Annotated in this window: 22 protein-coding genes; 12 read left to right on the forward strand and 10 right to left on the reverse strand. The window is 61.6% G+C overall.

Annotation, left to right across the window (positions count from 1 at the left end; all coding sequences use genetic code 11):
• Positions 1-114: 114 nt before the first annotated feature.
• Positions 115-1,692 carry an aldehyde dehydrogenase family protein gene (locus QP909_RS10975; protein WP_239279110.1) on the reverse strand — a complete coding sequence of 526 codons (1,578 nt, stop codon included), beginning with the start codon at positions 1,690-1,692 and terminating at the stop codon, positions 115-117.
• A 45-nt stretch (positions 1,693-1,737) separates the two neighbouring features.
• Positions 1,738-3,987, reverse strand: coding sequence for a choline BCCT transporter BetT (gene betT / locus QP909_RS10980; protein ID WP_284767244.1), 2,250 nt, complete (start codon positions 3,985-3,987; stop codon positions 1,738-1,740).
• 331 nt (positions 3,988-4,318) lie between these two features.
• On the opposite strand from betT, the gene betA reads away from it, so the two are divergent.
• The 4 genes from betA to QP909_RS11000 all read left to right on the forward strand — a co-directional run bounded on the left by betA (position 4,319) and on the right by QP909_RS11000 (position 8,924).
• On the forward strand, positions 4,319-6,094 hold the full coding sequence (betA, locus tag QP909_RS10985; protein WP_284767245.1) for a choline dehydrogenase: 1,776 nt from the start codon (positions 4,319-4,321) through the stop codon (positions 6,092-6,094).
• Between the two features lie 183 nt (positions 6,095-6,277).
• Positions 6,278-6,406: a chemotaxis protein gene (locus tag QP909_RS10990; RefSeq protein WP_284767246.1), complete on the forward strand. Its 129-nt coding sequence runs from the start codon at positions 6,278-6,280 to the stop codon at positions 6,404-6,406.
• Between the two features lie 269 nt (positions 6,407-6,675).
• The gene (gene cmtR, locus QP909_RS10995) at positions 6,676-7,035 is read left to right on the forward strand and encodes a Cd(II)/Pb(II)-sensing metalloregulatory transcriptional regulator CmtR (RefSeq protein WP_284767247.1); all 360 of its coding nucleotides are present in this window, start codon (positions 6,676-6,678) and stop codon (positions 7,033-7,035) included.
• Complete coding sequence (locus tag QP909_RS11000; protein WP_284767248.1) at positions 7,032-8,924, forward strand: heavy metal translocating P-type ATPase; 1,893 nt, start codon at positions 7,032-7,034, stop codon at positions 8,922-8,924. Before cmtR ends, QP909_RS11000 begins: the two co-directional genes overlap by 4 nt.
• Positions 8,925-9,902: 978 nt before the next feature.
• Here the strand turns inward: QP909_RS11000 and QP909_RS11005 are convergent.
• Complete coding sequence (locus QP909_RS11005; RefSeq protein WP_284767249.1) at positions 9,903-10,457, reverse strand: TIGR02391 family protein; 555 nt, start codon at positions 10,455-10,457, stop codon at positions 9,903-9,905.
• Between the two features lie 37 nt (positions 10,458-10,494).
• Positions 10,495-11,720, reverse strand: a protein-coding gene (locus QP909_RS11010; RefSeq protein WP_284767250.1) for an IS3 family transposase whose coding sequence is annotated in 2 segments (ribosomal slippage) — positions 10,495-11,441 and positions 11,441-11,720 — 1,227 coding nt in all. Because the reading frame shifts where the segments join, the coding sequence is not laid out codon by codon here.
• 69 nt (positions 11,721-11,789) lie between these two features.
• Here QP909_RS11010 and QP909_RS11905 point away from each other — a divergent pair.
• Positions 11,790-11,972 carry a CPBP family glutamic-type intramembrane protease gene (locus tag QP909_RS11905; protein ID WP_350309226.1) on the forward strand — a complete coding sequence of 61 codons (183 nt, stop codon included), beginning with the start codon at positions 11,790-11,792 and terminating at the stop codon, positions 11,970-11,972.
• Between the two features lie 112 nt (positions 11,973-12,084).
• Here QP909_RS11905 and QP909_RS11015 read toward each other — a convergent pair whose 3' ends face one another.
• Both QP909_RS11015 and QP909_RS11020 read right to left on the reverse strand, forming a co-directional pair.
• Positions 12,085-12,504, reverse strand: coding sequence for a Fur family transcriptional regulator (locus tag QP909_RS11015; RefSeq protein ID WP_005326453.1), 420 nt, complete (start codon positions 12,502-12,504; stop codon positions 12,085-12,087).
• Between the two features lie 70 nt (positions 12,505-12,574).
• Positions 12,575-12,865 carry an ArsR/SmtB family transcription factor gene (locus QP909_RS11020; RefSeq protein WP_284767251.1) on the reverse strand — a complete coding sequence of 97 codons (291 nt, stop codon included), beginning with the start codon at positions 12,863-12,865 and terminating at the stop codon, positions 12,575-12,577.
• 186 nt (positions 12,866-13,051) lie between these two features.
• On the opposite strand from QP909_RS11020, the gene QP909_RS11025 reads away from it, so the two are divergent.
• From QP909_RS11025 to QP909_RS11035, 3 genes are read left to right on the forward strand one after another with little or no spacing between them, the layout of a single operon-like run.
• Entirely contained in the window at positions 13,052-14,431 is a 1,380-nt protein-coding gene (locus QP909_RS11025; RefSeq protein WP_005324222.1) for a glycine--tRNA ligase, read from the forward strand.
• Between the two features lie 2 nt (positions 14,432-14,433).
• Complete coding sequence (locus QP909_RS11030) at positions 14,434-14,943, forward strand: hypothetical protein (protein WP_284767252.1); 510 nt, start codon at positions 14,434-14,436, stop codon at positions 14,941-14,943.
• Entirely contained in the window at positions 14,943-15,383 is a 441-nt protein-coding gene (locus QP909_RS11035) for a hypothetical protein (protein WP_284767253.1), read from the forward strand. The genes QP909_RS11030 and QP909_RS11035 overlap by 1 nt, the downstream gene beginning before the upstream one ends.
• Positions 15,384-15,491: 108 nt before the next feature.
• On the opposite strand, the gene QP909_RS11040 is transcribed toward QP909_RS11035, so the two are convergent.
• Positions 15,492-17,516 carry a TPM domain-containing protein gene (locus QP909_RS11040; protein ID WP_284767254.1) on the reverse strand — a complete coding sequence of 675 codons (2,025 nt, stop codon included), beginning with the start codon at positions 17,514-17,516 and terminating at the stop codon, positions 15,492-15,494.
• A gap of 54 nt (positions 17,517-17,570) precedes the next feature.
• Between QP909_RS11040 and QP909_RS11045 the strand changes: the two genes are divergently transcribed.
• Both QP909_RS11045 and QP909_RS11050 read left to right on the forward strand, forming a co-directional pair.
• Positions 17,571-18,146, forward strand: coding sequence for a YdcF family protein (locus tag QP909_RS11045; RefSeq protein ID WP_284767255.1), 576 nt, complete (start codon positions 17,571-17,573; stop codon positions 18,144-18,146).
• A gap of 48 nt (positions 18,147-18,194) precedes the next feature.
• Complete coding sequence (locus QP909_RS11050) at positions 18,195-19,487, forward strand: deoxyguanosinetriphosphate triphosphohydrolase (protein WP_284767256.1); 1,293 nt, start codon at positions 18,195-18,197, stop codon at positions 19,485-19,487.
• 148 nt (positions 19,488-19,635) lie between these two features.
• Here QP909_RS11050 and QP909_RS11055 read toward each other — a convergent pair whose 3' ends face one another.
• On the reverse strand, positions 19,636-19,869 hold the full coding sequence (locus QP909_RS11055; RefSeq protein WP_284767257.1) for a barstar family protein: 234 nt from the start codon (positions 19,867-19,869) through the stop codon (positions 19,636-19,638).
• Between the two features lie 2 nt (positions 19,870-19,871).
• Entirely contained in the window at positions 19,872-20,342 is a 471-nt protein-coding gene (locus tag QP909_RS11060) for a guanyl-specific ribonuclease (RefSeq protein ID WP_239278712.1), read from the reverse strand.
• 211 nt (positions 20,343-20,553) lie between these two features.
• On the opposite strand from QP909_RS11060, the gene dnaG reads away from it, so the two are divergent.
• A complete protein-coding gene (dnaG, locus tag QP909_RS11065; RefSeq protein WP_284767258.1) occupies positions 20,554-22,476 on the forward strand; it encodes a DNA primase in 1,923 nt (640 codons plus the stop codon).
• A gap of 80 nt (positions 22,477-22,556) precedes the next feature.
• Here the strand turns inward: dnaG and QP909_RS11070 are convergent, their stop codons facing one another.
• Positions 22,557-22,838, reverse strand: coding sequence for a hypothetical protein (locus QP909_RS11070; RefSeq protein WP_005324241.1), 282 nt, complete (start codon positions 22,836-22,838; stop codon positions 22,557-22,559).
• Positions 22,839-22,994: 156 nt separating this feature from the next.
• On the opposite strand from QP909_RS11070, the gene QP909_RS11075 reads away from it, so the two are divergent.
• Positions 22,995-23,144, forward strand: a complete 150-nt coding sequence (locus QP909_RS11075) for a hypothetical protein (protein WP_250412521.1) — start codon at positions 22,995-22,997, stop codon at positions 23,142-23,144.
• Positions 23,145-23,281 lie beyond the last annotated feature (137 nt).

A 23,281-nucleotide genomic window follows, 5' to 3' on the forward strand; every position in this document is an offset into this window, starting at 1 on the left:
GATGCAATATCGAAATCAGACCCTTGAAGCCCTAACCGCCTAGAATTAAACCAGTCCAACTTTCGGGGGCCAGTTCAAAGAGCGCAGGGGCTGACTGTTATGTGGCTGGCTTAGTTACTGCAGGCCGAACTGATCCCACGCGGCAGGGGAGAGGTTCTGGTACACGTGCTTGTGCTCCTGGTACTCGGCCAAGCCGGTGGGGCCAAGCTCGCGACCGTTGCCGGACTGCTTGTAGCCGCCCCACTCTGCCTGCGGCAGGTACGGGTGGAAGTCGTTGATCCAGATGGTGCCGTGGCGCAGGGCGCGGGCAACGCGCTCGGCGCGGCCGGCGTCGGAAGTGTAGACGGCGCCAGCCAGGCCGTACTCGGTGTCGTTGGCGATGGCGATGGCCTCCTCCTCGGTGGTGAAGGTCTCGATGGTCACGGTCGGGCCGAAGGCCTCGTCGTGCACGCAATCCATCTCGCGGGTAGCGCCATCAATGATGGTCGGCAGGTAGTAGACGCCGGCGCCCAGGTCGGTGGTGCCGGTGCCGTGCTGGCCGTTGGTGTCCTCGCTGGTGGCAACGCGGCCGCCGGTAAGGATCTTGGCGCCCTGCTCGCGTGCCTTGTCTACGTAAGCGGCGACCTTCTCGCGGTGCTCGGCGGAGATGAGCGGGCCGGTTTCGGCCTTCTCGTCGGTCGGGCCGCCGATCTTGATCTTATTGGCGCGCTCTACCAAGGCGTCGACGAACTTATCGTGCAGGGACTCTTCCACGACGATGCGGGAGCCTGCGGAGCAGACCTGGCCGGAGTGGAAGAAGGCGCCATTGAGGGCGTTGTCCACGGCGACGTCGAAGTCGGCATCGGCGAAGATGACGTTCGGGTTCTTGCCACCGAGCTCGAGCGCGGTGCGCTTGACGGTCTCGGCTGCATTCTTAGCGATGATCTTGCCGGTGACCAAGCCGCCGGTGAAGGAGACCATGTCCACGTCTGGGTGCTGGGACAGCGGGTTGCCGCAGTTAGCGCCAGCGCCGGTGATGAGGTTGCCTACGCCGTCCGGCAGGCCGCATTCCTTGAGGGCGGCCATGAGCAGCATGGCGGTGTGCGGGGTGAGCTCCGCTTGCTTGAGGACGAAGGTATTGCCGGCGGCCAGGGCAGGGCCCACCTTCCAGGAGACCTGCAGCAGCGGGTAGTTCCACGGGGTAATCAGGCCGCAGACGCCAACGGGCTCGGCGTCGATGCGCGAGCGCAGGTTGGGATCCTGCGGGTCGACTACGCGGCCGGCCTGGTGCTGGGCCAGGGTGCCGAAGAACTCGAAGGCGTTGGCGATGTCATCCATATCGCCCAGGGATTCCTCGTAGCGCTTGCCGGTATCGGCGGACTCGGCCTGGGCGAAAAGCTCCTTGTGCTCGCGGATGAAATCGGCCACGCGGATGACCAGCTTGCCGCGCTCGGCGGCTGGGGTATTGGCCCACTCGCCGTTGTCGAAGGTTTCACGTGCAACCTTGATGGCGCGCTCGGTGTCCTCGTCGGAGGCCTCGGAAACGAGGCCGACGGTGGAGCCATCGGCCGGGCAGATGATGGTGCGGGTCTCGCCGCTCTGGGCGGCTTCCCACTTACCGTTGATGAACAGGGACTTCGGGGCGCCGTCGGCATGCACGCCCTTCAGCAGCTCGGTCTGGGTGGGGTCGAACAAAGTGTTCTGGGTGCTCAAGTGAAAAGCAACCTTTCTCTCATAGAGGTAGTTGTACTGGCCAGCTTAGCTATCTTCGCGCCAGGTGCGCTCGGGCTCGGCGCCATCGGAGACATCGGAGTCGCCCGGCTGGGTCTGCTGCATGTAAAGGAAGGCCAGGTGACGCTCGTAAAGGTCCAGCACGTTATTGATGATCTGGTTCTCGGAATAGCCGTAGACGTCGTAGCCCAGCGAACCGGTCATATCGTAGACCTCGAGGCGGTAGTACTCATCGCCTTCGCCTGTGCTGAAGTCGGGGCGCTCGGCCGCGACTGGGAAGAGCTGGTAGCGGAACATGCGCTCATTGTGCAGCTTAACTTCGAGGTCGAGCTGGGGAAGTTCGACGTCGGGAAGCTCGCTGGTGAGCAAGAGGGCATCGTAGCCGCGAGTGCGCATGTGCGTTGCCACCTGCTCGAGGGCGTAGGTAGCAGTTTCGCGCAGGTAGGTATCCATCTCCTGCTTGGAGGGGAAGGTATTGGCGCGGTCGAGGCGGTTCTTCCACAGGTTGGAATCCGAAGGCTCGCGCTCGGTGCGGGAGGAAATCACGCCGTGCATGGCGGTGGTGCGGGCCTCGCGCTGGACGTTTTCCAGGCGCAGGGACTTCCACAGGGAGAACATGATGAGGTAGACCACGAAGGCGAAGGGCAGGCCCATCACGACGGTCGCGGACTGCACGGTGGCGATGCCGTCGATCTGCAGCAGCGCCAGGGTCAGCGCGCCCACGGTGACGGACCAGAAGATGCGCAGCCAGCGCGCGCCATCCTGGCGGTTATCGGTGATGCGGGAGGTGAAGTTGGACATCACCAGCGCGCCGGAGTCGGCCGAGGTGATGTAGAGCAGCAGGCCGATGAAGGTGGTCAAGAAGATGACGATGCCGGAGCCTGGGAACTCGTGCAGCATGTCGTAGAAGCCCTGTTCCGGCACGTTGATCGCGTTTTCGGCGAACTCGGGGTAGTCACCGGAGCGGACCATGTCCAAGGCGGTGTTACCGAAGAAGGACATCCACATCAGGATGAACAGGAACGGGAAGGTCAGGGTGCCGAAGATGAACTGACGCAGGGTGCGGCCGCGGGAGATACGGGCCAGGAAGAGGCCGACGAAGGTTGCCCAGGCAATCCACCATGCCCAGAAGAAGAGGGTCCAGGACTGCATCCAGGTATCCACGGTGGCCTGGTCTTCGGCAAAGGCGAAGGTTTCCATGGTCCAGGACGGGAACTTCGAGACGTAGTCACCGATATTGGTCACGATGGCATCGAAGAGGTAGGCGGTCTTGCCAAAGACCACGACGTAGACCATCAGCGCGATGGCCAGGTAGACGTTGAGCTCGGAGAGGAAGCGAATGCCCTTATCGACGCCGGATACGGCCGACAGCGTGGCAATGGCCACCGCAATGATGATGAGGGCGGACTGCAGGCCAAGGCCTTGCTCGATGCCGAAGATGAGGTGGAAGCCGTAGGACAGCTGTACTACGCCGATGCCCAGGGAGGCGGTCACGCCGAAGACGGTGCCCAGCATGGCGGCGATGTCCACCGCGGAGCCGATGGGGCCGTGGACGCGCTTGCCAATGAGCGGGTAGAGCGCGGAGCGAATAGCCAGCGGCATATTGAGGCGGTAGGCAAAGTAGCCGAAGGCCATGCCCATGAGGGCATAGAGGGCCCAGCCGGTCAGGCCATAGTGGAACATGGCGTAGACCACGGCTTCCTTGGCGGCTTCCATGGTCTCGCCGTCACCCACCGGTGGCTGCATGTACATGGTCACCGGCTCGGCCACGGCGAAGAACATGAGGTCCACGCCGATGCCGGCGGCAAAGAGCATGGACGCCCAGGAGAAGGTATTGAATTTCGGCCGCGAGTGGTCGGGGCCTAAGCGGATATTGCCGGCATTGGAGAAGGCAATATAGAGCACGAAGACCACGGCGATGGTGGCGGTAAGGACATAGAACCAGCCGAGGTTGTGGCCGATCCAGCCGGTGACGCTAGCCAGGGTTTCCGCCGCGGAATCGCGGCCGAGCCCGGCATAGAGCGCCATGGCGATAATGAGGACGCCGGAGATGATAAATACCGGCCAGTTGGTCTTGGGGGCGGGGACCTCGCCCGCGCCTACATCGTCGCCGGTTTCGGCCTTATAGCTGCCGACGAGGGCGCGAACTTGGTAGCGCGGGCTGCGCTTTTTGGTATCCCCAGAGGGGGTTGCGAGAGAGGTGTTTTTACCCCCTTGTTGGGGGTCTTTACTTGAAGTGTGAGACTCCTCAGGATCGTGAGGGTCAAAGTTAGCCATCTACTTCTCCTATTGTTGGTTGGTTTGGGCCGAATCTTTCGCACGGGTTCCCAAAATGCTCACAAGATCGCAGGGAGAGATAGGTGAGTGAAATGAATCATATTCGGGCGAACTATGCGCAAAGACTTCGGATTTCATCTCCAGAGACATCCATCCGGACAAGGTAAATATACATTAAGATGGGCAAACTTCTAGAGGGATGTGTACTCTGGAGATAGTGCCCGCACATAAGGCGATGTGAATAAATACAGACTTTTGTATAAAATACAATATTTTCACTTCCGGTGGGCAATCTTGACGTGTGAAATATTTCACAGAAAGAAGGGGATTTATGGGTTTTATGGACAAGCTGACCAAGAAGCGTTCCGCTAAAAAGGTCACCGATGAAGTAAGCGACGTCGTCGTCGTTGGCGGTGGCTCCGCAGGCTCCGTCATCGCCGCACGCCTGACCGAAGACAAGAACACCCGCGTGCTGGTCCTTGAGGCTGGCCGCCCAGATTCCCTGTGGGATCTGTTCATTCACATGCCATCCGGTTTCTCTTTCCCGATTGGTGCAAAGAACTATGACTGGATGTACGAGTCCGATCCGGAGCCGGAGATGAACGGCCGCCGCGTTTACCATGCCCGCGGCAAGGTTCTCGGCGGATCTTCTTCCATCAACGGCATGATCTACCAGCGCGGTAACCCGATGGACTATGAGAAGTGGGGCCAGAACCCGGGCATGGAGAACTGGGACTTCGCCCACTGCCTGCCGTACTTCAACCGCATGGAGACCGCCGCTGCGGCCGAGCCGAACGATCCGCGCCGTGGTCACGATGGCCCGCTGTACCTCTCCCGCGGCCCGGCTACCTCCGAGCTCTTCCAGGCCCTGTTCAAGTCCGTGCAGGAGGCCGGCTACAACCTGACCAACGACGTCAACGGTTACCGCCAGGAGGGCTTCGCACCGTTCGACCGCAATATTAAGAACGGCAAGCGTTGGTCCGCTGCCCGCGCTTACCTGTACCCCAACATGGAGCGCGAGAACCTCGAGATCCGTACCCGCGCGTTCACCACCAAGATCCTCTTCGAGGGCCAGAAGGCCGTCGGCGTTGAGTATGAGTGGCAGGGTGGCGTTCACCGCGTTTACGCCGAGAAGATCGTCCTGTCCGCCGGCGCCATCAATACCCCGCAGCTGCTGGAGATCTCCGGCATTGGTGACCGTGAGATTCTGGAGAAGCACGGAATCGACGTCGTCAAGCACCTGCCGGGTGTGGGCGAGAACCTGCAGGACCACCTTGAGGTCTACATCCAGTATGAGACCACCAAGTCCACCGCTTCCTCCCAGCCTTACCTGGATAAGTGGCGCTGGCCGTTCATGGGCCTGCAGTGGCTGCTGACCCACAAGGGCCCGGTTGCTACCTCCCACTTCGAGGGCGGCGGCTTCGTGCGCTCCAATGAGAACGAGGATTACCCGAACCTCATGTTCCACTTCCTGCCGATGGCTGTGCGTTACGACGGCCAGAAGGCGGACGTCAAGCACGGCTTCCAGTGGCACGTGGGTCCGATGTTCTCCGATACTAAGGGCCACGTTCACATCAAGAGCGCCGATATCCACGACAAGCCGTCCATCCTCTTCAACTACCTGAAGACCGACCAGGACCGCCGCGAGTGGGTTGAGGCCGTGCGCGTTGCCCGCTCCCTGCTGGATACCAAGGCCATGGAAGAGGTCGGCGCCCGCGAGTTCAGCCCGGGCCCGGATGTCCAGACCGATGAAGAGATCTTGGAATGGGTCCGCAACGATGGCGAGACCGCGCTGCACCCATCCTGCACCGCCAAGATGGGCGCGGAGTCCGATCCGATGGCCGTGGTTAACCCGGACACCATGGGCGTGTGGGGCGTTGAGGGCCTCTACATTGCGGATGCCTCCGTCTTCCCGTCCGTGACCAACGGCAATATCTACGCCCCAACCATGATGGTGGGCGAGAAGGCCGCTGACCTCATCGCCGGCCGTACCCCGCTCGAGCCAAACCACGCCGAGTGGTACAAGGCTAAGCAGGATATGCCGCTCTACGCTGAGGGCGAAGCAGTCCGCGATCACAAGCACTCCATCCAGGGCGCTGACCACTAAGCACCCTCCCGCCGGATGGCTGTAGCGCCGCGTTTCCCTTTTCTGGGGCGCGGCGCTTTTGCTTGCCGACGTCCCCCTTGGCCTCACCGTTGCTCCCTATCCGCTGGGCCAGAACCATGATTTAATCGCCTCGCAAGGAACCAGGTCCACTGTAATGGGGCGCCAGAGTAAAGGAAGGCATTGATGCTCAGCATTATCGCTTTAGTCATTAGTATCGTTTTCGCCGTTGCCGTTATTAAAAAGCTCGATGACATCGATGCGCACTTAAAGGAACTACTCGTCTCGCGCGAAGATGGCGAAACACCGCGTTAATCGTGCGGGTGGCTAAGGAGATGGTGAACGAATTTCGAATTAACCAACTGCAAAAGGCCCATACCGACCGTGAAATGGAATTTTCCTGCGATGTAGCTTGAAGGCTATGGCTTCGCCGCCCACGTCGCCCCCTCGTTGTTGGCAGCCGAACCGTGAAGGACCAGTCATCGGCTATCCCATCGACTAATTCTTGCAGGTCGCAGGACTTTCGCGTGACTGTTAGTTCAGCCCATTTTAAATAGTTCACCGCACACTGTATAGTTCAGCATATGCTGACTATTGCTTCGCGCCTCGACGTCATGAACCGGCTCGGCCGGGCCATGGCTGATCCGACGCGCTCCCGAATCCTGCTAACCCTACTAGACGGTCCGAGCTACCCGGCTGTGCTCTCGCAAAGCTTGGATCTGACCCGCTCGAACGTCTCGAATCACCTATCCTGCCTGCGCGATTGTGGCATCGTCGTCGCTGAGCCGGAGGGCCGCAAGACCCGCTACGAAATCGCCGATCCCCACCTCGCGGCAGCGCTCGAAGCGCTGGTCCACGCGACGCTGGCCGTCGACGAGAATGCCCCCTGTATCGACACTGAGTGCTCGGTGCCCGACTGCGGCGAGAAAGGAACGGACGCATGAGTTCAGCATGTGGATGCGAACACGAACCCGTCACGGAGATTGACGAGCTCGATCGGCCATGGTGGAAGGACCCTGAGCTACTGCTGCCGATCTTCTCCGGCGTAGCCCTCATAACAGGACTGGCGCTGGACTGGTCCGACTTGGAGACGCCCGCGACGGTACTGTATTGGGTTGGCCTGCTGTTGGGCGCTTACACGTTCGCGCCTGGAGCGATCCGAAACCTTGTCACGAAGCGCAAGCTCGGCATTGGCTTGCTAATGACGATCAGCGCGGTCGGCGCGGTGATCCTCGGATTCGTCGGAGAGGCCGCGGCGCTAGCGTTCCTGTACTCGATCGCCGAGGCACTGGAAGACAAGGCGATGGATCGGGCCCAAGGCGGACTGCGGGCACTGTTGAAGCTGGTACCGCAGACCGCGACGGTGCTGCGCGACGGCACAGCGGCTGAGGTCGCAGCGAAGGACCTCGAGGTTGGCGAGCTAATGCTCGTGCGCCCCGGGGAGCGGATCGCCACGGACGGCATCATTCGGTCCGGGCGCTCCAGCCTTGACACCTCAGCGATCACCGGAGAATCCATTCCGGAGGAGGTTGCGCCCGGCGACGAAGTGCCTGCGGGAGCGATCAACTCCGCCGGGGTGCTGGAGGTCGAGACGACCGCAGCTGGAACGGACAACTCGCTGACCACACTCGTGGACCTAGTCGAGCAAGCGCAGGCGGAAAAGGGCGACCGCGCCCGGATCGCCGACCGGATTGCCCAACCCCTAGTGCCCGGGGTGATGATCCTGGCGGTGCTGGTCGGCGTTATCGGCTCGCTGCTGGGCGACCCTGAGACGTGGATCACCCGTGCACTGGTAGTCCTGGTCGCAGCGTCGCCGTGCGCGCTGGCAATCTCCGTGCCGCTGACGGTCGTGGCCGCGATCGGCGCGGCCAGCCAGTTCGGAGTGGTCATCAAGTCCGGCGCGGCGTTCGAGCGACTCGGCGGCATCCGTCACCTGGCAGTGGACAAAACCGGAACCCTTACCCGCAACCAGCCTGAGGTTACCGGAGTGGTCCCGGCAGACGGATTCGATCGGACGCAGGTGCTTTCCTTCGCGGCAGCAGTTGAGCAGCAATCGACACACCCCCTCGCCGCAGCGATCGCGGCAGCGGGGCCCGAAGCGCCCACCGCCTCGGACATCAGCGAGGAAGCTGGGCATGGCATTGGCGGCACCGTCGAAGGCCGACGGGTGCTGGTGGGCAGCCCCCGATGGATCGACGCCGGGCCACTGAAAGAGGACGTTGAGCGCATGGAGTCCGAGGGCCAGACCTGCGTCCTGGTCACCGTCGATGACGCTCTCGCCGGGGCGATCGGGGTCCGTGACGAGTTGCGGCCCGAGGTGCCCGAAGCCGTGCAGGCCCTGCACGCCAACGACGTGGAAGTAAGCATGCTCACCGGCGACAACACTCGCACCGCCCGGGCGCTGGCTGGAATCGCCGGAATCGACGACGTGCGCGCCGAGCTGCGCCCTGAGGACAAGGCAAGCATCGTCGCTGAATTCTCCTCCAAGACGCCGACGGCGATGATCGGCGACGGCATCAACGACGCGCCGGCACTGGCGGGGGCGACGGTGGGCATAGCGATGGGAGCGACCGGCTCTGACGCCGCGATCGAGTCTGCTGACGTCGCCTTCACCGGCCACGACCTCCGGCTAATCCCGAAGGCGCTGCAGCACGCCCGCCGAGGAAGCCGGATCATCAACCAGAACATCGTGCTGTCTCTGGCCATCATCATCGTGTTGATGCCACTGGCGATCAGCGGCGTGCTGGGTCTGGCCGCCGTCGTGTTGGTTCACGAGGTCGCCGAAGTGATCGTGATCTTGAACGGCCTGCGGGCTGCGCAAGCGAAGCGCTGAGGCTGTGACCGGCAAGTCTCATAAGGGTTAAACCACACGCCGAGCGGACACACCTTGGGCCAGGAACGTCATTCGAGTTCACGGTCCGTCTCCGTGGAATCGGGATCGTACCCGGTGGCTTGTCCGTTCTCGGTGCGTGTGGGCACGGGGGCTGTGGGCGAACCACCACCCGGCACGTGCCCCAGCCGGTCAAGAGCCCCCGAGCGCTCCGCGTCTCCAGCGCAGATCGTGGAAGGATCGAACTTGCTCAGGGACCAAGCGTCACTGCGAGACTCTTTTTGTCCCGCAACTTGAATAGTTCAGCGGCCTTGATACCGCGGACATCCATTCGGAGTGCTGCCGAGTCTCATCGACACAGCCCGCGACTACCTGGGCAGTGTGTTTGACAAAGGACCCCACCCTCATCAGCGTTGCCGAGCTCTCGCCGTTCCAGTTGCCGTAACCGACTAGATGCAGATTCTTCACCACGATTTCGCGGCCGCGCATGAGGTGGCGGAATAGACCGAGAGCTGAACGAAAACCAGCGCACCAGATCAGATGGTCGTGGTCGTGCTTACTAAAGCTATCGAAGATGGGGGGATGTCCCCGAGGTTCGGGCCGGAATCGCCGCCGAGCATCCGGCGGCGGCCGCGTCGGCGAACGAACAGACCGCGCTTCAACCTACCCCCCCAATAACGCGAAGCGCCATCAACGCCTCGCGTTACACGTTTAATTTGAACTCCACAGAGTGTCGGCGCAGTTTAACGGGTGCGAGATTCATTCTTGGACCCAGCCCAGTCGCTGGCGTTAACCTTGCACAAAACTACGGCGATGGTCCTGGACGGCCTTGCTGACTGAGCACCCGGCACCTCCATCACAGGCGTTCGTGCTCCCCACATCCTTCGCTCAAGCGGACTTCTATCCCGTAAACCGATGTTGTCACCCCTCCAGGACGGTAGCCTTATCAACCCAGCGAGCCAATAGACTGAAAGCCGCGAGCTACTCCAACGCGACTTGCTCCTCACCACCGTCGTGTGGAACATGCATCCCGGGATTGCGGATAGCCGCGTACAAGCCCTCTGCAAAGGCGCGGGCGCCCCGATGCAGGTTCTCAAACGTCTTACTGCCATCATTTTCCATAAGCCGAAGGCGCGGCGCATTACGCTTCGGATCATGGAGTGAAAACGCCTCGTTGAAAAGTGCTATTTCAGATACGTCTAGGCGGTTCAGTTTCGCTTGGGTCTCTGCATTGACGAGGATGGCAGCCTGCATCACGGCTTGATGGTAGTGTCCGTGATTCCAGTAACCCTTGCCATTTTCCCACGCCCACGGATGCAGATTGGCTGCATCTAAGTCTGGCGTATTCTCTCCGAGCTTTTCAGCGAGTTCAGACCGACGTTCAAGCGCTGTCTTGGCCCGGGCCGCTTGACCCCTCAGCCAGCTATACTCCTTGTCCTGGACCGGGAGTCCTTGTTTCCACCCGGGAAGCACTCGGTCAAGGATCATTTCAACGACATGGGCGCGTGCCGCAGCCTCAGTCGGCGATCCACTCATAACGGTTTGAAGCGTCCTGGGTTTAGTTCCGCTTCTTTTACGGCCCTGTGTTGATGGGCTGGGTGAAATAGTACTCGGTTTCTACTTCTTGTGGGGTGGCGTAGTCCAATGCTTCGTGAAGCCGCTTAGTGTTCCACCAATGCACCCACCGCAAGGTGGCCAGTTCGACTTCTCCGACCGATGTCCACGGGCCTTGGGCATGAATCAGTTCCGCCTTGTAGAGACCATTGACTGTTTCGGCTAGTGCATTGTCATAAGAATCGCCGACTGTCCCCACACTCGGGCGTATTCCTGCTTCCGCGAGAGCGGTGGAATACTTCAGTGACACGTACTGGCTGCCCCGATCACTGTGGTGAATCAGCTGGTTTCCATGGATTCTCCCTGCAGTCGTTAACGCATGCTCCAAGGCCTCCATGGGCAGCGCATCGGTACGCATCGTTGAGCGTGTAGCAACACCAACAATCTTTCGACTGTAGACATCCACGACAAACGCGGTGTAGGCGAATCCTGACAGGGTGCGAACGTAGGTAATGTCGGCAACCCACAACCTTCCTGGTGCTTGTGCTCGAAAGTTTCGCTGCACTAGGTCTGGGCGATGATCCGGTTTCTTCGGGCTAGTCGTTGTCACGGGGGTTCGTCCACGTCTGCGGCCGGAAACACCAGCTAGCTTCATCAGTCGTGCAGTCTTGTCGCGGCCGATATGAAAGCCTTCACGGTTCATCGCGTGCCACATTTTGCGGATGCCGTAAACCGAGAAATTCTGCGCATGCACACGTTGTATCTCTGGGATGAGAAGGCTATCGCTTAAGGTCCTTGCGCTGGGAACGCGTGTGGTGGCTTTGCGGTAGCCGCGTGAGGTGATGAATCCACGATCTGCTTGTTTAAGGACTCGGCAGATGGCCTCGACCCCAAACTGATCCTTATACGCGTCGATGTAAGAGATCATTTGGTCGTGGGTCGGTCGAGTTCCGCTGCGAAAAAAGCCGAAGCAGTCTTAAGAATCCCGTTTGCTCGCTTCAGCTCACGGTTTTCGCGGCGCAAACGCTTGAGTTCTTCTTCCATTGTTTCGCCGCCAGACGCGTCAGAGTCATCACGTGCTGAAGCGCTGTCACGGTACCAAGCCCGCAACGTGTGGTGAGATACTCCAAGCAGCTCACCGACCTCCGTGTAGGCGCGTTGCAGTGAGCAGGACTCCAGGCGGACCATTTCGATGATCTGATGGACCGCCTTCTCCTTGAACTCGACGGAATACTTTCTAGGCATAGTTCAATCCTTCCTTAGCTGAGGTAGGAACTAAACCCAGGACGCTTCAGTGTTCCAGCGTTTGCGAGTGTGCTTCTTAGCTCGCTGCTATTTGGCTTCGCCCATATTGCTCCACCGGTCATTGTGTATGCGACTTTCCTGGGGATGGGGTGTGCGTTAGTAACTCGCTTCCACAATTCTCTGCGTGCAGGTTTTATTTTGCACCTTGTCAATAATCTGACCGTGCAGTTGATTGCAATCTCAGCGCTATAGTCTTGGCGTGAAATATGGTCGCAGTGTGCGCCGCAAAATAAAGACCTCAGGCTCCGGAGGTTGGGGTCTGAGGTTAGGGGAGGGGTGGCTTCACGAGGAAGCGCGAGCGTCTTTAAGCGGAAGCGGCGCAGTCGCTGCAGATGCCAAAAACTTCGGCATCGTGACCGGTGAGCTCGAAGCCGTATTCCTTGGCTACGGAGGTAGCCCACTTTTCAATGGGGCCGCCATCGATTTCCTCGGTGCGACCGCACTTGGTGCATACCAAATGGTGGTGGTGGGCATCGGTATCGCAATGGCGGTACAGGGTTTCGCCATTGGGCATGTGGAGGGCGTCCACTGCATCGATATCGGTCAGGGACTGCAGGGTGCGGTACACGGTGGTCAGGCCCACCTTTTCCTCACGCTCTTGGAGCTCGTGGTAGATCTCCTTGGCGGAGGCGAATTTCTCCATTTCCCGCAGTACCTCAACGACTGCGGTGCGCTGCTTGGTATTGCGCGCGCCTAGTTTGGGAATACTGTCGTGTAAAGCCATGACCACAATGTTATCAATTCTTTTTCAATAACCGCATAGCATGGCGGCTTTATATGCAGGCGGGGAGGGGTTAGGAGGCGATCTTGGCGGCGTCGGCAAGCAGGTCCAAAACCCGTGGCGCAATGAGCGAGTAGGTTACCTCGCGGCCGCTACGCTCGGAGTCTACGATGCCCGCCTGCTTGAGCACGCGCAGGTGCTGGCTGATAAGGGGTTGGGACTTGCCGGTGGCCTTGACCAGCTCGTGGACAAAGTGATCGCGCTCGGCTAAGCGGGAAATGATTGCGATGCGTAGGGGCGAATCGAGGGCAGCGATCACGCCGGCGGCCGCAGAATTAATAAGGGCCGTGTCAGTGGTCGTCATAGGGGGGTGTCACCTTCAATTCAATATCTATTACCTGTCGGGTACTCTGTATATTACCCGATGTGTTCAACAGCTCGTATATATTTCAAATTAAATTCATGCCCCAATCCCACCGCAGGGAAGCGCTTCGGGTTAGACTGAACGAGATTGTCAAGACTGTCCCCTACCAGAGGAGTCCGAAAACTAATGGCATCCGTCATCGATACCGTTGTAAACCTGTGTAAGCGCCGCGGCTTGGTCTACCAGGCAGGTGAAATTTACGGCGGTTCCCGCTCCGCGTGGGATTACGGCCCTCTTGGTGTAGAGCTCAAGGAAAACATCAAGCGCCAGTGGTGGCGCCACATGGTGCAGTCCCGCGCAGACGTCGTGGGCGTGGATACCTCCGTCATCCAGCCGCGCCAGGTCTGGGTATCGTCCGGCCACGTCGAGGTTTTCTCTGACCCGCTGGTGGAATCCCGCCACACCGGCAAGCGCTACCGTGCGGACCACCTGATCGAGGCCTACGAGGAAAAGCACGGCCATGAGCCGGAAAACGGCCTGGCAGACATCAATGACCCAGAAACCGGCCAGCCGGGCGACTGGACCGAGCCGAAGGCCTTCTCCGGCCTGCTCAAGACTTTCCTCGGCCCGGTGGACGATGAGCAGGGCCTGCACTACCTGCGCCCGGAGACCGCACAGGGCATCTTCGTCAACTTCAAGAACGTGATGACCTCTTCGCGCATGAAGCCGCCGTTTGGCATCGCGAACATTGGTAAGTCCTTCCGTAACGAGATCACCCCGGGCAACTTCATCTTCCGCACCCGCGAGTTCGAGCAGATGGAGATGGAGTTCTTCGTCAAGCCGGGCGAGGATGAAGAGTGGCACCAGTACTGGATTGATGACCGCTACAACTGGTACGTGGACCTGGGCATCAAGGAAGAAAACCTGCGCCTATACGAGCACCCGAAGGAAAAGCTTTCCCACTACTCCAAGCGCACCGTGGACGTGGAGTACGCCTTTGGCTTCAAGGGCTCCAAGTGGGGCGAGCTGGAAGGCGTGGCCAACCGCACGGATTATGACCTGTCCGTTCACGCCAAGGGCTCGGGCGAGGACCTGTCCTACTATGACCAGGCCAACGAGGAGCGCTGGATCCCGTACGTTATCGAGCCGGCCGCTGGCCTGGGCCGTTCCATGATGGCCTTCCTGGTGGATGCCTACGACGAGGAAGAGGCTCCGAACGCCAAGGGTGGCACCGATAAGCGCGTGGTCCTGCGCCTGGACCGCCGCCTGGCACCGATCAAGGTGGCCGTACTGCCGCTGTCCAAGAAGGAAGAGCTCTCCGAGCCGGCCCGCAAGCTGGCCGATAAGCTGCGCGCCCACTGGAACGTGGACTTTGACGTCTCCGGCGCCATCGGCCGCCGCTACCGCCGCCAGGATGAGATCGGCACCCCGTTCTGCGTCACCTTCGACTTCGATACCCTCGAGGACGATGCCGTGACTGTGCGCGAGCGCGACACCATGGAGCAGGAGCGCGTGAAGCTCGATGACCTCGAGGCTTACCTCGCCGCTCGCCTGATTGGGTGCTAGTAATGCATTACACCAGCTGGGATCGCTCCGACCGCGCAAAGCCCGTGCTCTTGGCCGAGGAAGGCCCAGAGCAGCTGGGCGTATTCTCGGAGCATTCCGCGGAGGTGGACGGCCACTTCTGGCGCACCGAGGTCAGTGACCTTGGCGCTTCTGCCACGCTTGCCGACGGCTCCATTTACCGCCTCGCCGGCCGCCCCGGCCGCGATAAGCGCCTGGAGGCATCGCTCAACGGCCGTACCTTCACCTTCATCAACGAAAACAGCGGCGACTGGATCATCGATGACGTCGATGATGAAAAGGTAGGCCAGTTCTCTGCCCGCAATTCTGGCGTGCGCAAGGCCATCCTGGAATTCGAGCACGATGCCGAGGGCCTGACCACCGCGGAAATCGCCGGTCTTAGCTGGTTTACCCTCGTCATCTTGGATGCCACCACCCAAGGCAAAGCCTGGGCCTGGATCATCACCTTGGTCCTAGCGTCCATCGTTGCCCTCGCCGCGCTATTTATCTTCTAATGACTGCGCAGTGGACCTGGCGCGCGAGCGCGCTCACCAACGCCGAGGGGTACGAGCTTGCCTCCGTGCGCGACGGCGTGCTTGTGACCGCGGCCGGCGAGCGCCTCTCTGTGGAATCCTCGCTGGATTCCTCCTCCCCGCGGTTCTTCCTGCGCGCGCAGACCGAGGCGGGCGAAGATTTCTCGGTCACCCAGGCCGGGATTACCGTCACCCGCCTGCGCGCGACCTGCGCCGACCGCGAGTACCTGCTGGAGCGCCGCAATCCCTTCCGCCGCGAGCGCCGCATCGTGGCCCGCGGCACGGGCACCGAGGTTGCCAGCACCGCACCGGCCGGCGACGGACTGCGCGTGAGCGTGGGCGAGCTGCCTGAGCTCGACGCCATCTTCTTCAGCTACGCCTGCGCGCTTCTCGACGCCACCCCGCGCACCCTCCGCACCTAGCCCAGCGCCGGGGAGCCGAGCTACCTGCGTGAGCCTAGAGCCGGCCTGCCGGCCTGTCGGGCTGGAGGCCTGCCGGGCCGTGAGACCTGCTAGGCGGGCTGGGGAGGGCTAGAAGGAGCCGCCGCGGAAGCCGCCTCCGCCGCCACCGCCGCCGAAGTCTCCGCCGCCGAAGCTGCCTCCACCGAAGCCGCCGCCTCCGAAACCACCGCCGAAGCCGCGGCCGCCGCCGAGCATCTGGCCGATGACCACGCCGGTGACGATGTTATTGGCGGCATTGCCCATCTGTTGGCGCTGCTGGCGGCGGCGGTGCTCGTCCATGTCATCCTTGGCGCGCTGCAACGCCGCTTGGGCAGCGGCCACCGCCTCGCGGGAGGACTGCAGCGCGGCACGGATATCGCTGCGCTCGGTGTGGAGGGCTTGGGCGTGGAGACGTTTGGCGTCGGCAAGCGCGGTGCGCGCACCCGAGCCGATGATTCGACCGCGGGAGGAAATGAGGTCTTCTGCGGCCTGGATATTGGATTCCGCTACGGAAATCTGCTGGCGGAAGAGGTCTAGCTGGCGCGCGTGCGTGGAGGTCTTTTCGCGCACGCGGTCGAGCGCCTCATCCAGCTCGGTATCGATGGAGGTCAGCGCGGTGTGCTGGCCCAGCGGGTCCTGCTGGCCGTGGGCCTTGGCCTCGTCTACGGCGGTGCCGGCGCGGCCGAGCAGATCCTCGAGCTTGTCCCAATCCGCGGCGGTTCCCTGGGCCTTTCCTTGGCGCTCGAGCTCGCGGGCCTCGTTGATTTCCCCCTCGACCTCGTCGATAAGCGCCTCGAGGTTGCCGCGGGCGGTGGCGATATTCTCCTCGGCGTTTTCCACGGCGGAAATGAGGCGATCCGTCATCTCGCAGGCGTGCTCGATATCGCGAATAAGTCCCACCAGCGGGCCCTGCTGGCCGGCCGGCTGGGCCTGGACCCCGCGGGCCTTGTCTAGCAGCTTTTCGGCCTCATCGAGGGAAGCGGCGGCAAGCTCGGGGTTATCGGCAATGGAGGAGAGCACGTTCTCGTCATAGTTGGACTTCAGGCCGACCAGCGTGGACTCGGCCTCCGGCAGGCGGGCGCGCAGGCCCACGGTGCGCTGGGTGAGCTCATCCAGCTTTTCATCGGAGTGGATGAGCAAGTCGCGCATCTTGGCAAACTCCTCTGCCTGCGCATCGAGGGCGTCATCGGCCTGGCCACAGGAGGAGACGATTTCTACCAACATCTGGCGTCGCTCGGCCGGGGACTCCGGCACGGCATCATCTAGGCGCTGGCGCAGGTGGAAGGCCTTTTGCAGGGTAGAGGTGGAGTGGTTCATCGCCTTGGTAAAGGGGCGAACGCGCTCGGGGCCGAACTCAGAAAGCGCGATATTAAGCTCCTCCTTGCCGCGGCGAATGGACTCATCGGTAGAGACCAACTCCTCCTGGGCCAGCTGGTCCAAAGTCTCCAGCGGCAGGCGATTCAACTGGTCGGTGTCACCCGGGGAAATCTCGCGGGCGGACTCCAGCGTCTGCGCGTTATTCTTCTTGGTACTGCGGCGCGAGTAGTACATGATTCCGCCACCGGCGGCGACGATGGCGGCCGCGCCACCGCCCAGCCACGCTAGGCCGGAGGAATCGGAGGCGGAGTTAGTGGAAGCGGAGTTGCCCAGGGCGGCGTCGGCAAGCGCGACGGCCGAAGCACCGTATTCATCGCTGGCCAGCTTGTCATAGGCGGCGTCATACATCTGGTCCAGCCGGCCCTGCGGCCAATCCTTGCCGGTCTGTACGCCCATCTTTCGGTCATTGATGGATAGCGCATAGACCGCGGAATTCGGCCCCTTGTCCTTGACCGCCTGGCCGGCAAAACTCTCCGGATCTGTGCCCAGCTCATCGGTGATATAGACAAAGAGCGTCAAGTGCTCGTCCTTTTGCAGCTGGGTAATCTTCTGCTCCAGCTGGCTCTTTTCCTCCGCGCTGAGCACGCCGGCCTCATCGGTGACCTTGCTCTGAAGGGTGGCAGTGCCCTGCGCCACCGTGGTGGTCTCGGCGGCGAAGGCAGACCCCGCACCGACGGAGGTGCAGCCTAAAATGAAAGCGGCAATGGCCGCGCGGCCCAAACGTGCACTCAAATTCATGCCCACCACTTTACCGGCTTAACTTAGCCCTCCGGCAGGTAGTGTAGTGGGGCAGTGAAGTACGCAATCGTTTTAGGAACCGCCCAATACGATGGCCGCCCCTCCCGCATCCTGGCCGGCCGCCTGCGCCACGCCGGTGAGCTCGCCACGGCCGAGGGGTTGGAGGTCATTACCGTGGGCGGCAAGCTGCCCGGGGATAGGTTTACGGAGGCCGGCGTCGGCCGCACCTACCTGCGCGAGCACTTCCCGCACCTGACCGTGCACGCGGTGGAGGAGGGCATGGATACCCGCAGCTCCCTCAGCGCGGTCAAGGAAGCCTTCGCGCTTTCCGAAGCCACCATTATCACCGATCCCCTCCACCGCCTGCGCACCGCACTCATCGCCCGCCAAGAGGGCATCACGGCCACAGTCTCCGGCACGCCGTACTACCCGGCCGCGCGCTTTTCTAAGCCCTGGTGGCGCTACCTCGCCCACGAAACCGGTGGCGTAGCCTACGCGCTGGTGGCCGGCCTCTTACCGCCGCGCGGCGCTGCGGCGCTGCGCAATGGTTTCTACCGCGTGGAGCAAGTGCTGCGGCCCAATCAGAAGCTGCGGCATCAGACGATCCAGCGGGAAGACCACCGCGCTTAAGCCACGTTGCTCACCCAAAAGGCCTGTTCGCGGAATAAACTTGGCGCCGTGACCTATTCTTATTCCGCCGCCGACTTTGCCCGACTGGCCGATGAAAAGCCGAAGGGCTCAGCCTTCCACCCCGTGGAGGAACACCGTGGGGTCTTTGCCCGCGATCGTGCCCGCGTGCTGCACTCGGCGGCGCTGCGCCGACTAGCGGATAAAACGCAGGTCGTCGGCCCCCGCGACGGCGATACCCCACGCACCCGGCTGACCCACTCCCTGGAGGTCGGCCAAATCGCGCGCAGCATCGGCTCCGGGCTCGGCCTCGATCCCGATCTCTGCGATATGGCCGGCCTGACCCATGACATCGGCCACCCGCCCTATGGCCACAACGGCGAGAATGCGCTCAATGAGGTGGCTCTCAACGGCTTCGAGGGCAACGCCCAAACCCTGCGTATCCTCACCCGCTTGGAGCCCAAAGTCATCGTGGACGATGCCCGCGGCGAACCCCAAAGCTTTGGCCTCAACCTCACCCGCGCGGCCCTCGACGGCGCCTGCAAATACCCGTGGACCAAGACCAACCCGGATGGCACCACCAACCGCAAGTACGGCGCCTATGATGAGGATGCGCACCTTTTGGACTGGCTGCGCGAAGGCCATACCGACAACCGCAAGTGCATCGAAGCCCAAGTCATGGACTGGTCTGATGACATCGCCTACTCCGTGCACGATGTGGAAGATGGCATCATCTCCCGGCGCATCTCTTTGAACGTGCTCTGGGACTTGGTGGAGCTGGCTCAACTAGCAGAAAAGGGCGCCAAGGCCTTCGGCGGCACCGCCGACGAGCTCTTGGAGGCCGCCGCCAGCCTGCGCAACTTAAGCGTCATCAACGCCATCGGTGACTTTGACTATTCCTTGCGCGACTACGCCAACCTGAAGAAGATGACCTCGGAGCTCGTCGGCCGCTATGTGGGCGCAACCGTTGGCGCCACCAGCGAGGCCAACGCCGATCTCATCGCCTCCAATAGCCTTGGCCGCATGCACGGCGACCTCGTTGTACCCAAGCAAGCCGAAGCCGAGGTCAAGCTGCTCAAAACCATCGCCGTCCTCTACGTCATGGACGAGCCCGCCCACCTCGCACGCCAGGACCGCCAGCGCGAGCGCATCTACCGCGTCTACGACTACCTCGTAGCCGGCGCCCCTGGCTCCCTCGATGCCACCTTCCGGCTGTGGTGGGAGCAGGCCGATACCGACGCCGCCCGCGACCGCGCCATCATCGACCAGATCGCCTCCATGACCGAGTCCCGCCTGGAGCGTTTGGCCCGGCGGAGTGCGGAGCTGTCAGGGTTCCTCAGCTAAATCTGGCCCACCCAGCATCGCTAGAGTTAGGTCGAAACTCATCGGGCCGATCTGAGCGCGAAAAGGCCGAATTGAGAGCTCACAACCCTCAATTCGGCCTGATATCTATGGACCTAACGCCCCAGCCCCAGTCCAGGGGCCCGAGTCGCTAGCGCACCAACTTCACGCCCTGATCCTCCAAAACGGTGGCAACACCCTCCAACTCCGCGTCCGCGATATCCATATTGGAGGCAATGATGACGCTGGTGCGCTGCTCGCGTAGGAAATCCGCGAGGTCATCGAGGTTGCGGGGGCCGCAGTCCTCGCAGCCGCGGGTGCGGCCTAGCGCGTTGAAGAAGTCCGCGCGGGTGCGGATGTGTTCAGTAATGAGGATGCGTTGCATGATTACTCCTCCGCGTCTGGGATAGAACAGAAGCTTTCATAGTGGTCATCGGTGTAGTACCACACGTCCGGGTCGGTCTCGCTGCCGCCGCCGGTGATGATGCGGCGGGCGCCGCGGTTCTTGCTGCCCGGGGTTTCTACCGTGTATTCGCGGTAGTAATTCTTGTCTTGCTGCGGCAGGCGTCCCTCGTAGTTGCCAAAGCGGGCGTTGTCATTATCGGGATAATCGTAGGGGCCACCGGCCAAGATATCGTCCGCGGTGTCCTTCGCCTCGGCGGGGAGGGAGGACATCTCGCAGGTATCGGCGTCGCCAGCCTTAGCGCCTCCTGCGGACTCGGACGGAGAGGAGGCGGAAGAAGCAGAGGAATCACCATCGCCGCCGAGGTCGAAGCCGAAGTAGCCTGCAACGACGGCAAGCGCAAGGCCGCCGAGGGCTACTGGGAGCGATTTCTTAGACGCTTGGGACTTGGGCATACCCTTATTCTTGCAGGTGCAGCGACAAATACCGAAATCGGCCGGCGCTCTCAACGAGGCCAAAAATTCCCCCGGCACGGGGGTAGGTAAAGGCAGGCGGAATACACCCCATCAGAGGGTAATTTCCGCCCCAACCGTGAACCCACAGGCACCACACCATCCTGGCCTAGCCATTTGAACATTCCCGCCGCGCGCGGGGTAGTCTGTACGCATGGCAAAAGGCAGAATTCCGGACAGCGACATCCAAGCTATCCGTGAACGCGCGCCTTTAGAAGAGATCGTGGGCGAGTACGTTCAGCTCAAGCCCGCCGGACACGATTCGCTCAAGGGCCTGAGCCCCTTCAAGGATGAAAAGACCCCGTCCTTCCACGTGCGCCCGCAGCGCGGTTACTATCACTGCTTTTCCACCGGCAAGGGCGGCGATGTCTTTAGCTTCCTGATGGAAATGGAGCAGGTCTCCTTCCCGGAAGCGGTGGAAGCGGTAGCGCAGAAGATTGGCTATCACATCAACTACCAGGGCGGTTCCACGGGTGCGCGTAATGAGAAGCCCGGCACGCGCCAGCGCCTCATCGCCGCGAATAAGGCGGCGCACGAGTTCTACCGTCAGCAATTGGAGACACCGCAGGCTGCCACCGCGCGCGATTTTCTGCTGGATCGCGGCTTTTCCCGCGAGGTCATCTATGACTTTGAGTGCGGCTATGCGCCAGAGGGTTGGGATACCGCCACCAAGCACCTGCTGCGCCTGGGCTTTTCCTTCGAGGAGTTGGATGCGGCCGGTATTTCCAAGATGGGCAAGCGTGGTCCCATTGACCGCTTTCACCGCCGCCTGCTGTGGCCCATCAAGGACCTTTCCGGCAACGTTATTGGCTTTGGCGCCCGTAAGCTTTTCGATGACGACAAGCTCGGCAAATACATGAACACCCCGGACACCATGCTCTATCACAAGTCCAAGGTGCTCTTCGGACTCGATCTGGCCAAGCGCAATATTGCCGATAACCACCAGGCAGTGGTGGTAGAGGGCTATACGGATGTCATGGCCATGTATGCGGCCGGTGTGAAAACTGCAGTGGCATCGTGTGGTACCGCCTTTGGCGGCGAGCACCTCCAGGTGCTGCGCCGGCTCATGCTGGATGATTCCTACTTCAACGGCGAGCTCATCTATACCTTCGACGGTGATGAGGCAGGGCAGAAGGCCGCCATGCGCGCTTTTGATGGCGAGCAGAAATTCACCGGACAGTCCTTTGTCTCCGTCGCGCCAGACGGCATGGACCCGTGCGATCTGCGCCTGCAGAAGGGCGATGCCGCCGTGCGCGAGCTCATCGCGGACCGCATCCCCATGTTCGAGTTCGTCATTCAATCCGTCATCGCGGAGTACCGCATCGATACTGCGGAGGGGCGCCTGCAAGCCCTGCGCCGTGCGGTCCCCGTGGTGGCGCAGATCCGCGATCAGCCCCTGCAGCGCGAGTATGCCCGCCGCCTTGCCGGTTGGGTGGGTTGGGCCAACCCGGAGGAGGTCCTCCAGCAGGTCCGCGCGGAGGCGCGCAAGCCCAAGAAGGCCGAAAAACCCACCATCCGCCGCTTCGATAACGCGAAGCAGCAGCCGGCGCAGCAGGATGTGCCGATGATCCATCCGCCGAGCCCCAAAGAAACCCACCTGTGGCCACAGCGCGAGGCCCTCAAACTGGCCTTGCAGATGCCGCAGGTAGCAGGCTCGTACTTCGATGGCATTACTGCCGACGCCTATACTAACGACGCCTACCGCCTCGTCCGCCAGGCAATTTCCACCGCCGGCGGCGCCGCCCACGGCGCGTCCATGCCGGCCGTGGAATGGATTGCCGCCGTTGCCGGCGAGATGCAGGATCTCACCGGCCGCAACTTTGTCTCCGAGCTAGCCGTAGAAGCAATTTTGCCTACCGACGTCGGCCCCGAAAAATACGCCGACTCCGTCCTTTCCCGCCTGCAAGAAACCGTAGTGGGCGATCAGATCGCCCAGCTCAAGGCCCGCCTCGGCCGCATGCGCCCCTCCGATGATGAGGCCAGCTATAACTCGCTCTTCGCCGACCTCGTTGCCCTTGAGCAAGCCCGCCGCGAGCTTAATGACCGCGCCTTCCGCGGCACGCCTCCCCAGGCATAAAAATCTCCCCTCGGCACGAGCTCAAATAAAGTGCGCGCCGCGGGGAGGGGAGGAGGCTTACAGGCTAACCTGCAACCGACCTAGTCTTCATCAGGCTCATAAATGCGGTCCGCATTATCCACCTGCGATCCGCGCAGCCGGCCCTTGCCCTTGCGTTTGGAAGACAAATCGCGAACCTCGCGCATGCGCGGTTCTGGGTCCAAGCGGTTGGCCACCGCCTTGCGTGCAGAAGTGACGGCGGACTTGGTCACGGGGGAGTTGACGGCCTTTTCGTAGGCGCCCTTGATCTGGTGGTAGCGCTTGCGGCCAGCCTTAGTGCCAAAAACGTATCCTGCTGCGGCGCCGAAGACGAATTGGATCATTGCTTAGCGTGTCCCCTTATTCCAGTACGAGTAAAAGTTCCCCACTAGCCTACCGCGAAGCTTTGGCGCGCGCCGCCAACCACGAGTGAGGGGTGGCGTTAGCCCCGCATTGGACTAACACTTTTCATGGCGCGCAATACGCGCTAGTTTAAATGTGTGGAAAATAACAAGCGCAGGGATTCGGCGGCGGCTTCAGCAGTGGCGCTGGCCGCGCTTTTTACCGCGAGCATTTCTGCGGAATCTTCCGGCCACCAACCGGATACCGCCGCGGCGCACCAAGGCCCCAATTGGCCTGAAGAGTGCTGAGTGGTGACCGCAAAGGTCTACCCGCCAATCCACGATTGTGCATGCGAGTTTAGCGTCGCGTTCACTTCCCCTTAACTTTAGCTAGATATTATTCGTGGGAATTTGATGCTAGTTAAAGGTTTCTACGTTGAACTATC

Origin of the sequence: Corynebacterium sp. MSK195, assembly GCF_030228885.1 — a bacterium.
GTDB lineage: Bacteria > Actinomycetota > Actinomycetes > Mycobacteriales > Mycobacteriaceae > Corynebacterium.

What these genes read in the sequence shown, in the direction of transcription:
- betT (WP_284767244.1), bottom strand. Translation starts at nt 3,987, where the DNA reads ATGGCTAACTTTGACCCTCACGATCCTGAGGAGTCTCACACTTCAAGT.
- betA (WP_284767245.1), top strand. Translation starts at nt 4,319, where the DNA reads ATGGGTTTTATGGACAAGCTGACCAAGAAGCGTTCCGCTAAAAAGGTC.
- QP909_RS10990 (WP_284767246.1), top strand. Translation starts at nt 6,278, where the DNA reads ATGCTCAGCATTATCGCTTTAGTCATTAGTATCGTTTTCGCCGTTGCC.
- cmtR (WP_284767247.1), top strand. Translation starts at nt 6,676, where the DNA reads ATGCTGACTATTGCTTCGCGCCTCGACGTCATGAACCGGCTCGGCCGG.
- QP909_RS11000 (WP_284767248.1), top strand. Translation starts at nt 7,032, where the DNA reads ATGAGTTCAGCATGTGGATGCGAACACGAACCCGTCACGGAGATTGAC.
- QP909_RS11005 (WP_284767249.1), bottom strand. Translation starts at nt 10,457, where the DNA reads ATGAGTGGATCGCCGACTGAGGCTGCGGCACGCGCCCATGTCGTTGAA.
- QP909_RS11015 (WP_005326453.1), bottom strand. Translation starts at nt 12,504, where the DNA reads ATGGCTTTACACGACAGTATTCCCAAACTAGGCGCGCGCAATACCAAG.
- QP909_RS11020 (WP_284767251.1), bottom strand. Translation starts at nt 12,865, where the DNA reads ATGACGACCACTGACACGGCCCTTATTAATTCTGCGGCCGCCGGCGTG.
- QP909_RS11025 (WP_005324222.1), top strand. Translation starts at nt 13,052, where the DNA reads ATGGCATCCGTCATCGATACCGTTGTAAACCTGTGTAAGCGCCGCGGC.
- QP909_RS11030 (WP_284767252.1), top strand. Translation starts at nt 14,434, where the DNA reads ATGCATTACACCAGCTGGGATCGCTCCGACCGCGCAAAGCCCGTGCTC.
- QP909_RS11035 (WP_284767253.1), top strand. Translation starts at nt 14,943, where the DNA reads ATGACTGCGCAGTGGACCTGGCGCGCGAGCGCGCTCACCAACGCCGAG.
- QP909_RS11040 (WP_284767254.1), bottom strand. Translation starts at nt 17,516, where the DNA reads ATGAATTTGAGTGCACGTTTGGGCCGCGCGGCCATTGCCGCTTTCATT.
- QP909_RS11055 (WP_284767257.1), bottom strand. Translation starts at nt 19,869, where the DNA reads ATGCAACGCATCCTCATTACTGAACACATCCGCACCCGCGCGGACTTC.
- QP909_RS11060 (WP_239278712.1), bottom strand. Translation starts at nt 20,342, where the DNA reads ATGCCCAAGTCCCAAGCGTCTAAGAAATCGCTCCCAGTAGCCCTCGGC.
- dnaG (WP_284767258.1), top strand. Translation starts at nt 20,554, where the DNA reads ATGGCAAAAGGCAGAATTCCGGACAGCGACATCCAAGCTATCCGTGAA.
- QP909_RS11070 (WP_005324241.1), bottom strand. Translation starts at nt 22,838, where the DNA reads ATGATCCAATTCGTCTTCGGCGCCGCAGCAGGATACGTTTTTGGCACT.